The 14,310-nt window shown below is 32.9% G+C and carries 13 protein-coding genes; 9 read left to right on the plus strand and 4 right to left on the minus strand.

The window, feature by feature from the left end; genetic code table 11:
• Positions 1–125 precede the first annotated feature (125 nt).
• From HFC68_RS00820 to HFC68_RS00830, 3 genes are all read left to right on the plus strand, one after another.
• Entirely contained in the window at positions 126–1,022 is an 897-nt protein-coding gene (locus tag HFC68_RS00820; RefSeq protein ID WP_011673463.1) for a helix-turn-helix domain-containing protein, read from the plus strand.
• Between the two features lie 437 nt (positions 1,023–1,459).
• Complete coding sequence (locus HFC68_RS00825; RefSeq protein ID WP_011673462.1) at positions 1,460–1,912, plus strand: NUDIX hydrolase; 453 nt, start codon at positions 1,460–1,462, stop codon at positions 1,910–1,912.
• Positions 1,913–1,991: 79 nt separating this feature from the next.
• Positions 1,992–3,374, plus strand: coding sequence for a sugar porter family MFS transporter (locus HFC68_RS00830; protein WP_011673461.1), 1,383 nt, complete (start codon positions 1,992–1,994; stop codon positions 3,372–3,374).
• A 403-nt stretch (positions 3,375–3,777) separates the two neighbouring features.
• Here HFC68_RS00830 and HFC68_RS00835 read toward each other — a convergent pair whose 3' ends face one another.
• The gene (locus tag HFC68_RS00835; protein WP_049752773.1) at positions 3,778–5,331 is read right to left on the minus strand and encodes an APC family permease; all 1,554 of its coding nucleotides are present in this window, start codon (positions 5,329–5,331) and stop codon (positions 3,778–3,780) included.
• Between the two features lie 140 nt (positions 5,332–5,471).
• The gene (locus HFC68_RS00840) at positions 5,472–5,966 is read right to left on the minus strand and encodes a GNAT family N-acetyltransferase (RefSeq protein WP_178084807.1); all 495 of its coding nucleotides are present in this window, start codon (positions 5,964–5,966) and stop codon (positions 5,472–5,474) included.
• Positions 5,967–6,083: 117 nt separating this feature from the next.
• Here HFC68_RS00840 and HFC68_RS00845 point away from each other — a divergent pair, with 117 nt between their 5' ends.
• The 5 genes from HFC68_RS00845 to HFC68_RS09420 all read left to right on the plus strand — a co-directional run bounded on the left by HFC68_RS00845 (position 6,084) and on the right by HFC68_RS09420 (position 11,632).
• Positions 6,084–6,509, plus strand: coding sequence for a nucleoside-diphosphate kinase (locus HFC68_RS00845; protein ID WP_002833178.1), 426 nt, complete (start codon positions 6,084–6,086; stop codon positions 6,507–6,509).
• Positions 6,510–6,699: 190 nt separating this feature from the next.
• Complete coding sequence (locus HFC68_RS00850) at positions 6,700–7,545, plus strand: Rgg/GadR/MutR family transcriptional regulator (RefSeq protein WP_002833176.1); 846 nt, start codon at positions 6,700–6,702, stop codon at positions 7,543–7,545.
• Positions 7,546–7,896: 351 nt separating this feature from the next.
• Positions 7,897–9,135, plus strand: a complete 1,239-nt coding sequence (locus HFC68_RS00855) for a hypothetical protein (RefSeq protein WP_011673457.1) — start codon at positions 7,897–7,899, stop codon at positions 9,133–9,135.
• A complete protein-coding gene (locus HFC68_RS00860; protein ID WP_041526967.1) occupies positions 9,132–11,387 on the plus strand; it encodes a hypothetical protein in 2,256 nt (751 codons plus the stop codon). The genes HFC68_RS00855 and HFC68_RS00860 overlap by 4 nt, the downstream gene beginning before the upstream one ends.
• 125 nt (positions 11,388–11,512) lie before the next feature.
• Positions 11,513–11,632 (plus strand): LPXTG cell wall anchor domain-containing protein, encoded by a 120-nt coding sequence (locus HFC68_RS09420; RefSeq protein ID WP_372237474.1) that lies wholly within the window; start codon positions 11,513–11,515, stop codon positions 11,630–11,632.
• A gap of 167 nt (positions 11,633–11,799) precedes the next feature.
• Here HFC68_RS09420 and HFC68_RS00870 read toward each other — a convergent pair whose 3' ends face one another.
• The gene (locus HFC68_RS00870; RefSeq protein WP_011673455.1) at positions 11,800–12,399 is read right to left on the minus strand and encodes an NAD(P)H-dependent oxidoreductase; all 600 of its coding nucleotides are present in this window, start codon (positions 12,397–12,399) and stop codon (positions 11,800–11,802) included.
• A 93-nt stretch (positions 12,400–12,492) separates the two neighbouring features.
• On the opposite strand from HFC68_RS00870, the gene HFC68_RS00875 reads away from it, so the two are divergent.
• A complete protein-coding gene (locus tag HFC68_RS00875; protein WP_011673454.1) occupies positions 12,493–12,945 on the plus strand; it encodes a MarR family winged helix-turn-helix transcriptional regulator in 453 nt (150 codons plus the stop codon).
• 435 nt (positions 12,946–13,380) lie between these two features.
• Here HFC68_RS00875 and HFC68_RS00880 read toward each other — a convergent pair whose 3' ends face one another.
• The gene (locus HFC68_RS00880) at positions 13,381–14,286 is read right to left on the minus strand and encodes a LysR family transcriptional regulator (protein WP_011673453.1); all 906 of its coding nucleotides are present in this window, start codon (positions 14,284–14,286) and stop codon (positions 13,381–13,383) included.
• Between the last annotated feature and the right edge of the window lie 24 nt (positions 14,287–14,310).

Below are 14,310 nucleotides of genomic sequence, written 5' to 3' on the forward strand. Positions count from 1 at the left end.
ACGCTTTCTTCAAATGTACAAAATGTGCTAAATGATGGATTTTAGGCAACTGTTATTTGTTTAAATTTTTATCATATGATAATATCGAGACCAATTAATGAAGAGATTTTATAAAGGAGGAGCTTATGAAAAAATTACACGGGTTTGAGAATGAATATTTATTTGTATTACCGCCAGTGATTTTGAATAATTTTAATTTTTCAAAAGTCATAAAGCTGTTATATATAACCGATCTCGGTTTTTATCCTAAAGCAAGATATCATTTTGTTCACCGTGATCGTGGTACTGAAGAATGGATATTGATTTTTTGTACACATGGCAAAGGAGTTGTAAAATCTGCGACTGAGGAATGGCTAATCGAAAGTGGATCAATTGTTTTGTTACCTCCTGGTAAGGAACATACATACTACGCTTTTGATGATGATCCTTGGGACATATTTTGGGCGCATTTTAACGGAGATTCTGTAAATGAATATATTCCACAAGAAGCTTTGCAAGGAAACGGTTTCTTAGTGATTAATAAAACAAGTACTGAAGATATGCAAATGCTTATGTCACAATTTTGGCAAATGATTCAAGCGTTATCAGCAGGATTTTCATATCAATCAGTTTTTTACTCATCACAGGTATTAGGTGCAACTTTAGCGTATGTATCGTTGCAGTCAGTTTTGCCGCATGATTCTTATACAATGGGTAACGAATATATAACCAAAGCAGTTAAATATATATATGACCATTTCGAAGAAAAGGTTAGTTTGTCTACGTTAACCGAGGTATTGGACGTGTCGAAAAGTTATCTTAGCCGAATTTTTAGACAAACGGTTGGTACTAGTGTAAACCAGTTTATTCTGGATATCAAAATGAAGCAAGCATGTTATTACTTAAAAGATACTAATTTGGCAGTTCATCAAATTGCCTCTCGATTGGGCTACGATGATCCATACTATTTTTCAAGAATTTTTAAAAAGGTGGTAGGTAGTTCTCCACGGGTTTTTAGGAAGCAAGAAAAAAATAGGTTGTAGCCAATTATCCATGTTTATGAGTTTATATTCCATGTTTTTGATACCGCTTTCAATACATAATATGAATGTATTGAGGGCGTTTTTTTAGAATGGAAGTGATAATTTTGTATTAAATGTATTATATTTACGTCTAATTTTAAGTGATATAGCAATGATGTATAAAAATCCTGCGATGAAGATTTAATATATGGAAAAATTTCACTGTATCATTGAGTATTTTTTGTTGAGAGAAGGAAGAGTAAATGTAGTAAATATATAAAATGTTTATGTATAGAACAAGAAATATTGGTTCTATCAAAAGAGATACATTTTAGTTTCACTGATTCGATAAGTACTTCTTAATTAAAAATATGATTACGAAAAACGTAGTTAAGTAATAATTTGTTTAAAGTTAATTATAATTGGAATACTTATAATCTGGACGAGGTGGAAATGTTTTGAGTAATTATATAAACGATTTACGACAAAAAGTTGGGAACGCACCGTTAATATTGAATACTGCTACAGGAGCACTTTTTAATAATGCGGGTGAAGTTTTATTGCAGGAAAGGGTAGATACGAAAGATTGGGGATTTCCAGGAGGTTACCTTGAATATGGTGAAACATATAAAAAAGCAATAATGAGAGAGTTTCAAGAAGATACAGGTCTATCGGTAATACCTGAGAAATTAATTCAAAACACAGATGATACTTTTTATAAATATCCGAATGGTGATCAGATACAATCTATTAACCAGTTTTTTTTAGTTAGATACCTTGAAGGAACATTATTGAGTGTAAAAACAGGTGAAACAACCAGACTAAAATATTTTAAATTAGATCAACCCCCTCAATTTTTTAACGAACAACATGCCGAAATGTTTAAAAAAATACAACGAATGAGAGAATAAACTGATATTCCACAAATTTTGAATTATAAAGCAATATCTATAAGCTTTAGACGTTTTTACAAGAAACGGAGTGAGTTAAATGAACGCTAATAAAAAAAGAATTAGTCCATATGTAATATTGATTTCCTGTGCAGCCGCTTTGGGAGGACTTCTGTTTGGATATGATACAGCAGTTATTTCAGGAGCTGTTGGGTTCTTACAGATAAAGTTTACTTTGAGTAGCGCGCAAGTTGGATGGGTTACGTCTTGTATCTTAATTGGATGCGCACTAGGTGTTTCGATTGCAGGTATTTTAAGTGATTTATTTGGACGCAAGAAAATATTGGCGCTTTCTGCAGTTATTTTTGCACTTTCTTCTTTAGGTGCTGCTTTCGCAGGAAGTTATATGATTTTAGTGATTTGGAGAATGCTTGCAGGTATTGGTATAGGATTGACTTCCTTAATAACACCTTTATATATTGCAGAAATGGCACCGTCAAATGTGCGTGGAAAATTGGTATCCGTTAATCAATTAGCTATCACGATTGGAATTTTTATTGTCTATTTTGTTAATGCAGCAATTGCGTCAAATGCAACGCAATTATGGAATGTTTCAACAGGATGGAGATGGATGATGGGGGTTGGAGTAATACCATCGTTATTATTTTTAATTGCATTGATCCCGGCTGGTGAAAGTCCACGTTGGTTATCACAACACGGAAAATCTGAGGCTGCTTATAAAGTATTACAAAAAGTTGAAATAAGTGATGAGGCTGCAGAAAAGAGCTTAGAAGAAATTCAGATGTCTGAGGAAGTTGTTGATGATACAAAATTTAGAGATTTATTTAATAAGACTTGGTTACCAGTACTTATTATTGGAGTATTGTTAGCCTTGTTCCAGCAATTTTCTGGAAGTAATGCAATAATGTATTATGCTCCTGAAATATTTAAGGGTGCAGGATTTGGACAAAGTGGTGCATTCATGGCTACTGTATCAATCGGAGTAATTAATATGGTAATCACCATTGTCGCATTAGGTTTAGTAGACAAGATAGGCCGTAAAAAGTTATTAGGATGGGGATCTTTTGCGATGTCATGTTGTTTACTTGTTGTTTCAATTTGTTTCTTTGTACATGCTGCTACTAGCATAACATTGACTTTTGTTTTATTAGCAATTGCCGCATACGCAGTTTCTTTAGCTCCTGTAACGTGGATACTAATTTCAGAAATTTTTCCATTAAAAATCAGAGGTAGAGCAATGTCAATTTGTACGGCAGTTTTATGGCTAAGTGATTTTACCTTAAGTTATACCTTCCCAATTCTGACTCAGAATATAGGAGAAGGATGGACTTTTATGCTTTATGTAGTAGTTACTGCATTGTCGGCTATATTTGTATGGAAATTAGTTCCAGAAACAAGAGGTAAGTCTTTAGAGGAAATCGAAGTATATTGGCATGCTAAAAGTAAAACCCATGTTAAATAATTTTAGGTTTAAATGATAATTTCTTAAACTCTCATTTGATAGGCAATAAGGTCTCACATAAAGAAATGGGATGGGCGTCGGTCTATTGTCAAACGGATATAGTACCTGGACTACCTCAGAAATTGAACGTCATATTGGGTTACAATTTCATTTTAAATCAATGACAGATGACGTTCGTGAAATTAGTGCAAACGGTAAAGAATACAATCAACTCATAATGATTTGCATCAAGTCCCTGACGATATACTGGCTTTTCCCATTTCAAAGTAAAATCAAAAAGTAACGTTTAAGTTGTTAGATTATATGATAAGTCATGCAGATGCTAAATAAATGATTATCCTAAGTACAATAAAAAAGGAGACCAAATTCGTAAGTGAATTGGTTTCCTTTTTTATTTGGAAAATTATTTTTTAACATGCTTATTAACCTCTTGGGCGTTGCCAAATGAAACAGTTATGATGCGACTGCGCATTCCCCAAATGTAGAAAATAAATGCCACAATGATGATAACTATAAAGTCAAGAGGATAATGGATTAAATTTCTACCATTAAAATTATCACTACCAATATACGACATAACTGAAAGGAAAATTAAGTATACAATCAGCCAAAGGCTACTACGTAGTTGTTTCATAGTTTCTTTCCAATGTAATCGCCATTCGTAATAAATAAAAATTGGTAAACCTAGTAAAATGACTAAGATAACTTCAACTGTTGTTGGCCACATGGCCCAATAAATAGCTAAAGAAGCTAAAATGAAAGCTAAAGGTGCCATAAATTTAATTGCTTTTAAACGAACAGGTCGATTGAAACGGGAAGCCATTTTTCTTAATGATACGACCGTGATTGGCCCAGTCAGGTAAGCAATTAACGTCGAAGTCGAAATAACACTGGCTAAAGTTCCCCATGATCTAAAAATCGAAACCATTACCATACTTAGAACAGCGTTGAAAGCCATAGCTACTCGAGGAATCCCATATTTAGCATTAATTCTTCCTAAAATTTTAGGAAAATGATTATTACTTGACATAGCGGCCAAGGCCCGTCCAGTTGAAGCAGCAAATGAAACACCAGTTCCAAAGGGTGAAATGAAAGCATCTAAATAAAGTAAAACTGATAACCAATGAATCCCAAGTAAGATAGCTAAATCCGCAAAGGGTGATTCAAAGTTAATTCCATGCCAACCAGATTGAGTAATTAGTGCAGTTGGTACGGAAGTGATGAAAGTACTTTGTAGAACTAGGTAGAGTACAGCACTGATTGAGAGTGAAAGCCCTACACCTAGCCCAATGTTTTTCTTAGGGTTTTCGACTTCATTTCCCATATTAATTACGGTTTGAAAGGCGTTAAAGGAAAAAATAATCCCAGAAGCAGAAGTAGCAGCGAAAATCGAAGCTGATCCGTAAGGCATAAATTCCGATAGTGATTTTCCGTAATTTTCAGGATGAAAGCCACTTAAAGTTAAAAATATAATAGTAATTAAAGGTACAGCAATTTTGAAAATGGAGATTAAACTCGTAAATCTTGTTAATAGAGTTACTGACCAATAATTTAATAAGGTGAAGATTAAAATGAAACAAAAAACTACTAATAGACCACTAGTAGTGATGTTCCCATTTTTGAAAAAACTATGGGTCCAATTCGCCCATGCCCATGGCCAAGAACTCATGTATTGGACCGCGGCTACAGCTTCGATGGGGATGAGAGTGATTAGAGAAATCCAATTTGCCCAAGAGGCAATAAAGCCAACCAATGATCCGTGACTGTATTGAGCAAATTTACTCATTCCGCCAGATTCTGGAAACATTGTCCCTAACTCAATATAGTTATAGGCAATTACACCAATCACAACAAATCCAATTATCCAAGAAAAAATTGCCGCTGGACCAGCTACCGAAGCGGCCTCCATTGATCCAAAAAGCCACCCCGAACCAATTAGAGAACCGAGCCCAAGCATTACCAGTTGAAAAAGATTTAGTTTTTTAATAAAAAATATCCTCCTTAATTTTTGATTAATAATGGTAAATATTAACGTATTTGTGTAAATAAATCAAATTGGTATAGGACGTTCCATATTTTTATTTAAAATTTAATCGCTTATATGGATCTAATTAAATGGGTGATAGGGTAAGATTTACCAAAACCATCGACTGGATCCTCTGAATCAATTTTAAAGTTACTTTTTAGATAGAAACGTTTTGCTTGCACATTTTGCGAGTTTACATCGATTCTTTTAATATCATATTTGCGTACTAAAGTAGACAATATTTCTCTACCGTAACCTTGGCCAATAAATTGGGGGTCTAAAAATAACATGACAAGCTCGTCTTTATCGATACCACTAAAACCAACCACTTTATGATTTTGATTTTTCCAGACGATTAAATTTACTGAATCCAAAGCCTGTGGAATGATTTCCTTGTAAAAAAGTAAATCTGATTCTTTCAAAAAGTGGTGAGTTTTTCTAACGGATGCTTCCCAAATTTTGAGAATTAAAGGGTAATCGGATTTAGTAGCAGTATTTGCGTTTAAAATAATAACATCTCCTTTTATTGTTAGAGCTCCATTTCTAGTATGTTTAAATGGTATCATACGGATTCATTTAAATTAAATCTAAGTAAAAATGATTTTGGATCATATTACAGTGTTTATCGTATATATATTTAGTACAATAACACTAAGCCTATACATGAAATGGAGGAGTTTTTGATGGAACAAGAACGAATTTTAATTTTAATTAAACCAGATGGTGTTAGTTTAGGGCATATTGGGGAAGTAATTACACGTTTAGAACTGAAAGGATATTCAATTGATGCGCTTAAAGTTACCCAAGCGACGGAAGCACAGTTGCAGCAACATTATGAAAAATTAGTTAATAAACCATTCTTTAAGGAAATCGAAACATATATGTTAGAAGGCAAAATCGTGGCGATGATTGCCAGTGGAACTCATGTTATTGATGTTTTTCATCGGATGGCAGGTGCTACAGATCCGTCGGAAGCTGCTTTCGGAACCATTCGTGGAGACCTGGGACGGGAGTGGCCAGACGGTTTACTACGTAATGTGGTGCACAGTTCTGATAGCATTGAAAATGCTGAAAAAGAAATCAAAATTTGGTTTCCAGAATTAAACTAAGATGTGTTTATAAAAAAGTAAATTACAGAAACTAGTTAATCGATGACTGATTGGCTAGTTTTTTTATATAAGAGCTCATTATTTTTCAGTAGCGAGAGTAATAAATAAAATTAGATAATTAAACTTCCTTTACTAAGTCTGTTCATCAGTTTATATTTATTAGTCATTAGAAAAGGGGGGCTAATTGAACATGGTTTTGAGTAAGACAATTGCAAAAATTAGAAAAGAAAAAAATTTAACAGTCAATGATCTCATCCGGGATAATATGTCTAAATCCAGCTATAATCGTTTTGCTGCTGGAAAAGCCGACATTCACAGCCATTACTTCATCGAGCTACTGAAACGTTTACACGTAACTTTAACTGAGCTTGAATATATTGATAGGGGATACGTACCTAAAGATATAAATATTTATCTATCCAGAATTAAAAAATTTTTTAACAAGCGTGATGCTAATGCTTTAAAAGGAATTATTAAAATTTTGGAAAGTGAATATTCAAAAATTCATAACACTGAATATCAGCATTTAATCGGACTTTGTGAGATTTTGATTGCTCGTTTAAATCACTATAAACTGGATATGAACCAGAATATTTTATATCGATACTTGATTAACACGTCTTCTTGGACTAGATATGAAATCATTTTGTTTAATAATTCTCTATTTTATATTGAACCAGAAACTTTGAGCATCCTATTGAGTAATGCATTAAAGCATGTCCATGAATTGGATGATCTTAACCCACAAGTAGTTGAAGGGTTTAGACTTTTAAGTAACGCCATTATCTCTCTTTTATACCAGCAAGAACCAACTTTGGCGCTATACTATATTTCAAAACTAGAAGAGTTTCAAGTGAAAGAAGAGCACGTGTATGAAAGGATTTTGTTACTTTTTTTTAAGGGTATCAGAAAAAAATTAGAAGGCTATTCTGAAATAGAGTACAACAAAGAATTTAACAAATTATATTTTATTTTAGATGTACTACAAATGGAGGAGCAAAAAAGGATTTTTAAAAATGCCATTGCAAAATTATAATGTTAAAAAGCAAAAATAATCATTTAAAACGACCGTGTAGACTAATTTTTAATGCCTGCACGGTCGTTTTTTAGAAAAATAAAAAGAAAAGAACATATTCCATACTAATCCCCCCAGTTAAATTATGCAGATAATCTTTAGATATAAAAAATATGTCCCGTTTAAGGGCCATAATATCCTAAAAAGAAATATAGTTACAATCAGTTAATACCCTAAATTAAAATTAGAAGCACATTATGAAATTTTAAACCTTTAATGAGGGGAGGATAGCCATAGATGCATTTGTTTAGAATAATGCGATTAGTAATGAATAATGTTTTTAAATTTAAAATTAAATTGGAGTGACTTAGATTGACTGCAAAGTTTGGTAAATCGTTCAATAAAAAGAAATATTGTCCACGTCTCGAACCTAAGAGGATCTTAACATTGATCAATTTAGCTATGTTAGGACTTGGTATTAGTTATCTACAGCATGCAGATGTAGCTCAGGCTTCCGAGATTGGAAAAGTGAATACTTATAAAGATGCTAATTCTTTAAAAACAAATCAGTTATTAGAGCTAACTAAGAATGGTAAAACCACTAAGGAAGTGGGTGTTGATGTAAAAACAGAGACTCATAGTCAACCATCAAAATCCAATGATACTAATAAAAGAGCAGATAGTAACCAAGCTTCAAGGCTACTTAAAAAAAATCAAAATCGGATTGTCGATCCAAAAACTATTAAGGACGATTGGTCACTAAAAAATACAAAAGTGAAGAACAGAGCTCTAATAACCCCTAAGAAAATCCATGAAAATCAAGGTACTATTAAAAATATAAATTTTATAAACAGTGAAATTAAAGTGAAACCAAATGATAAAACAGATTTACAGGATAATGTGTATGTAAACAAAGATAATTTTAAAGATTACTTTAATCAGAACGGGAGTGCCAAAGGTAACTACAATCCAATAACCGGTGAGCAAAAGCTTACTACAGGTTCATGGCAAAGTGGCAATATCACTTTTAAAGGAGGAATAGACCTTAGGCACAATTTTAGAATTGATGGTGCAATTAATTTAGGAAAAGAAACGAAAGTAAGGAATGTTTTTAGAGTTTTAAAGGGAATCGCAGACGGAATTGGGATCGTTTTTTACAAAGGAACCCGTAACCAAATTGGTGGAAGCGGTGGGAATTTGGGTATCTATGGAGTGACTAATGCTTTTGGATGGAAAGCTGACACATGGCATAACGTGGGTAGATCGTTTAAGTTTGGTAACACTACCAGGCGCTTACAGGGTGAAGCTGATGATGCTTTTCCCGATCCATATGGTGCGATGGTAACTACTAATAAAAATGGTCAAGGGACCATTGATAAAGACAGTGTACGGCCTTTACCAAAAATTATCGAAGATAATAAATACCACGCTATAAAAATGATATATACAGCTCGTACGAAAGAATTTAAGGTGATCCTTTCGACCCCAACGGGGGATGTTATTTTAAGAAAAAATTTGATTATGATGCTAAAGATCCCGTCTATTACTTTACTATCGCTTCATCCACAGGCGTATTACCTACTAAACAATTTTTTAAAATTGACTCCATGAAATATACGTCAATTCAAAAAGCATTTATTAAGTATATTGACGATAATACTGGAACTAACATGAGAGTCCGTGTACTAACTGGCCAGGGTGGTAAAACGATGAAGTACTCTACAAGAGCAGACATCCAAGATTATTTAAAACAAGGTTATCAATTAGTTAGTGATAATTTTGTAACGGGAACTACTTTTGATACTGACGATAGAACCGATCAAATATACGAAGTTCATTTTAAGCATGGAATAGAGTCTGATTTTGAAAAACGGAATGTGAAAGAGACCGTTCATTATCGCTATGATAATGGTCAATTAGCCAGACCGATATACCAAAATGTACTTAATTTTGAACGGAAGGTAGAAACTGATCAAGTTACAAAACAAAGAAATTATAAGAATTGGCAGGCGGTTGATGGAACTAGTTTTAAAAGAGTAGTTTCTCCGTATATAAAAGGCTATACCGCTGTACCAAAATTGATCGATGAAATTACTAATATTAACGAAAATCATAAAAATATCGAAAAAATAGTAGTTTACAAAGCTAACGATGAAAAAGCTCAAGTGAAATATTTCGATGATACGACAGGGAGAAAGTTAAGTGAGCAATTTCTACATGGTGCTTATGGTAGTCGAGATGTTTATCGAACGGCTAATACAATTCAGCATTATAAACAAATGGGTTATGAGTTGGTGAGTGATGACTACCCTAAAAACGGAGCAAAATATAGTCAAGATAAATTGGTTCGAGTGTATGAAATTCATTTAAAACATAAAATCATTGAGCAATCAGAAAAAAGTACTGTAAAGGAAGTGATTCATTATCTATATGACAATGGTCATTTAGCCAAACCAGTATATGAAAGTGTGCTTAATTTTAGTCGGATGGTTGGAATTGATCAGGTTACAGGAAAAAAATACTATGGAATTTGGCAAGCAACTGAAGGTACAAGTTTTAAGAAGGTTGTTTCTCCTAAGATAGAAGGTTATACGGCGCTGCCTAAAGTAGTTGTGGCCATCAATAATATCAATGTTAATCACGCAAATATCGAAAAAATAGTAGTTTACAAAGCTAACGACGAAAAAGCTCGAGTGAAATATTTCGATGATACGATAGGGCGAAAACTAAGTGAGCAACTCCTACATGGTGTTTATGGTAGTCGAGATGTTTATCGAACGGCTAATACAATTCAGCGTTATAAACAAATGGGTTATGAGTTGGTGAGTGATAACTACCCTAAGAATGGAGCAAACTATAGTCAAGATAAATTAGTTCGAGTGTATGAAATTCATTTAAAACATAAAATCGTTAAGCAACCAGAAAAAAGTACTGTAAAGGAAGTGATTCATTATCTATATGATAACGGTCAACCTGCTGGACCAATATATGAAAACGAACTTGATTTCAAACGAATTATCGAGTTTGATCAAGTAACAAAGCAGAAACGCTATGGAAATTGGCAAGCAATTGATGGAACGTACTTTAAAAAAGTAGATTCTCCGAAAATTATTGGTTATACGCCAACTCTTGAGGCAATTGAAACGATCAATAACATTGATGGCAGCCATAAAGATATAGAAGAAACGGTAGTATACAAAATTAACGACGAAAAAGCTCAAGTAACATACTATGATGATACAACTCGAAAAAAATTAAGCGAAAAAGGACTAAATGGAGCTTATCGCACTCGAGATAGTTATCGAACAGTCGATGCGATTAATCAATATAAGTGGGCAGGCTACGAGTTGGTTAGTGATGATTATCCCCAAAATGGGGTGTTTTACGACCAAGATAAGCTAATAAAAATGTATGAAGTACATCTAAAACATGGAGAAAAAATGGATTTTGAACAACGTGCGGTAAAAGAAGTAATTTATTATCAATATGATGACGGCCAATTAGCTGAGCCAACATATAAAAATAAACTTAGTTTTAGACGAATTGTAAAAATTGATCAGGTCACGGGTCAAAAATATTATGGAGTATGGCAAGCGGTTGACGGTACTAATTTTAGGAGTGTAGTTTCACCAATCATAGAGGGATATACACCAATCCCTGAGATTGTTAGGGCGATTAATAATATTAATAGTTACCATCAAGACGTTGAAAAAACGGTGGTATATCAAGCCAACAAACAAAATGAGGTGGTTGGTGGCAATTCTCCAAAGAAGTTTAAACAAATTAAAATAATTCTAGTAAGGGTGATTCACCCAAATCGAGAGGTAAGGATTAACACTGAAAAGAGTCACACAAAAAAATAAGCCTTAAACCTCATCATGACAGGCAGAAAGTTGAGTCAACACATAAAACTAAGTTTAAACTAAATACGCTGATAAAATCAGGTGATAAAATAAAAAAGCAAAACTCAGTCCATCAAAAGCGTGCAATTAAAAAATATCAAAAACTTCCTCAAACTGGAGAGAAGAAATCAAACAAATTTGTGTATTTTTTACTAGTACCGCTATTAATTCTATCTACGATAATCACAATTTTAAAAAGGAAGTAAACCTAAGAAATAGAAACTTATGGTGTAGTGACTATTGAACATTAAATATAGAAATTTTTAGTGACACATAAAAACTCCTATTTATTAATAAATAGGAGTTTTGTTTTCCAATATCAAAACTTAATATTGATCAAAAATAATTTAGCCTTTAATTGGGAAAAGGTAATTTAAATATATTTAGCTACTGAATTAAGCATTTTAGCACGAGCCTTAGGAGAAACGTCTTCGGCATTAAAATTATGCCATTTAAAATTTTTAACACCAGACTTTCTAAAAACGCCACGTTTTAACATGCGACCAACAGGATTCCCATAGAGAACTTTGTATATCCAGGTTGGAGCACCAGATACCGTAAGAACTCTAACTTTGGTGTTCGATGAAAATAGTCGTCGCGTAATACCACGATGTTCTTGGATTTGTCCTTTGGCAAATACCTTATCAATAAAACCCTTGGTCATTGCAGGCATCATTTCCCACCAAATTGGAAATAACATAATGATTTCATCTGAATTTTGGAGCCTTTCGAAGTAGTTTTGACTTTGAGTGTCAACGAAAGGGTGAGTTCGCCAATTAAGTAAATCAGTTTTAGTCATTACAGGATTAAATTGATCTTGGTGTAGGTCAATTAAATCTATTTGAGCGCTTTGTTTTTCTAACGCCTGTATCACAGCAACTAGTAGAGCAGAAGTAAAAGAACGGTTATGTGGTTCATTGTAACCAGCTTCTTTTCCATATGGGTGATCAAAAACAATTGTTATTTTTTTCATAATATGCTCTTTTCTTGTACTTTTATATTCTTTGGAATATATTTAATATAGCACCAAAATTTATAAAGTCAATATATATGTCGAGGAATATAAATGAATGAAGAACTAGCTAAGGAACTAAAAAATTACCGCGAACATTCTAATGAAAGGGCCATTAAAGAATTAATTGGCAGCCACAATGATATAAAGAACCTGAATAAACTTTCCATTATAGAATTAGATGTGATTGCATGGATTGCCGATTATAATTTAAAAATTAATGATTTATTGCGGTATATAAATATGACTCAAGGGGCCATATCTAAACTGGTCAATCGACTTGTTGAATATGGATTTGTTGAAAAATATCATATGAAAGGAAATCAAAAGGATACGTATTTGCGGCTTACCAATCTAGGTCGGGAAGTAGAGGCTGTTCATCACCAATTTCATCAAGAACTAGAACGACGCTTAGAACAAGCACTAGATCAATTCACTGAACAAGATATTAGAATCACCGTTAGTGTATTGAAAAAAATCAACGCAGCCCGAAACCAATTGGATTAAAAAAGCTTATTATGTTGTTTAGTCTCAGTTTTTTTAGAGATAATTAACAAACGTAATAAGCTTTTTTGTAAGTAGCGAAATTCTTAATCTTTAGAAAGATTGCTGATCAAAATACTATTATGCCTGAGAGAAACTAAAACAGCTAGATCAGCAAAATTAGTATCACGGAAAGTTAACATTTAATCTGGTATTAAAAAAGAAGAAAATAATATTTTAGGAAAAAATGAATACTTAGAGGTTTCCAATCGAAGGATGGATCATATTTTAAAAATAAAAGTACGTTATGGGAACGAGAAAATTCAGATGTTAAAGTTTTTGCCAGTCAGAAACGAATGGTTTAGGAAGTAAGAGTTTTCATAAATAACTAAACCTTTTAGAGCTAGAGCATGACTTTTTATTGTGAAAATACAAAAATAGATAAGCTAGTTAACTAGCTTATCTATTTTTTTTAGTATCGATTATTTTTTCGAAAATAGATCCAATCAATGCATTATCTACGGAACGTTTCATTGCGATCACAATATTTTGATTACCAAAATTATCGGTTAAATCTTTAATTTTTATACGGTATTGTTTTTCCAATTGGCCGTCATTCATTGCAGAATATAGGAAGGCTAATCCATTTCCCAATGCTGTCATTGAAAGTCCCTGACTTAAATTTTTAACATAATAATTTGCTTTTAAATTGTAGCCATTTTTGATTCCTTGACTTAACACATTGTCGACAATAATTGGTGATTTATCTCGATCTAATAAAATAAAAGTTTCATTTTTTAAATCGGAAAACGAAAGTTGTGGTTTCATGGCTAAAGGATGATTAATTGGTAATGCAATCTGAAGATGATTTTCTAAAAAATCCGTGCTTTTAAACAATACATTGTCAGTGGTATAGGGTCTTAAAGAGTAAATCAAGTCATATTTACCAGAAGATAAACCTTTGGATAAATTAGTTGGGGTGTCTGGAAAGAGCGAGAACTGAATATTATTCTCATGACTAATTTGGTCCAGGACTGCATACATTTTTTCTAAACGAAAATTTTCTAAATAGCCCACATTAAGGTAGTGAGTTGGATTGCTAGCTGTTTGGTGTTGATCAAAGAAATGTTTTAATGCATCTACGTCTTGGATTACTTTTGTCGTAGCTTTTAAAAAAGTAATCCCATTTTCGGTGAGTTTTAGAGAATGACTTTGACGAACAAATAGTTGAGTATTTAATTCAGCTTCCAAATTTTTCATGTGACGGCTTAAAGTAGGTTGAGAAATAAAAAGTTTATCAGCAGCCTTAGTTAGGCTTCCTTCTGTTGCTACTTGAACGAAGTATTCTAATGTTGTTAAATTCATTGTGACTCCAATCAAAAAAAGGAT

The sequence above is a fragment of the Pediococcus sp. EKM201D genome, from assembly GCF_011800215.1.
In the GTDB taxonomy this organism is placed as follows: domain Bacteria; phylum Bacillota; class Bacilli; order Lactobacillales; family Lactobacillaceae; genus Pediococcus; species Pediococcus pentosaceus.